The sequence below is a fragment of the Neisseria sp. P0009.S010 genome (genome assembly GCF_051958545.1).
Lineage (GTDB): Bacteria > Pseudomonadota > Gammaproteobacteria > Burkholderiales > Neisseriaceae > Neisseria > Neisseria subflava_A.
In genome coordinates this window covers 1-344 of the sequence record NZ_JBQCVH010000027.1, presented here as the reverse complement: position 1 = coordinate 344, position 344 = coordinate 1, and the positions used below count along the sequence as shown (strand labels likewise).

1 protein-coding gene is annotated in these 344 nt (G+C 57.6%); it reads right to left on the bottom strand.

Features of this window, described 5'->3' with window-relative positions; all coding sequences use genetic code 11:
- The coding region (locus tag ACTHSN_RS10770; protein ID WP_440365318.1) for a hypothetical protein at positions 1-344 on the bottom strand (344 nt) is incomplete at both ends.

Genomic DNA, 344 nt, shown 5'->3' with positions numbered 1-344 from the left:
TTGGTGCTGCCGCTGTCGCCGTTGAAGGTCAGGCCTTTGCTGTCAACGGCGGTTTTGGCATCTACGCCTTTTTGGATGTCGTCTTTGGTGTCTTGCGCCAAGTCGATGCTGTAGTCGGTCACGTTGTCGGCCTTTTCAGCGGCGGTAACGGTCACTTGGCTCGAACCGGCGCTCGCTGTCGTGCCTTTGGCGTTGACGGTGTAAACGTCTTGGCCTTTATTGCCGACTCCTTTAACCACGTCTTTGATGTTGGTACCGGCTGCAACTTCGGTACGGGCGGAGGCGCTTTGCTGTTTCAGCTGGCTGTAGTTGACGGCGTCGGTGTCATCGGTACCGGCGGCTAC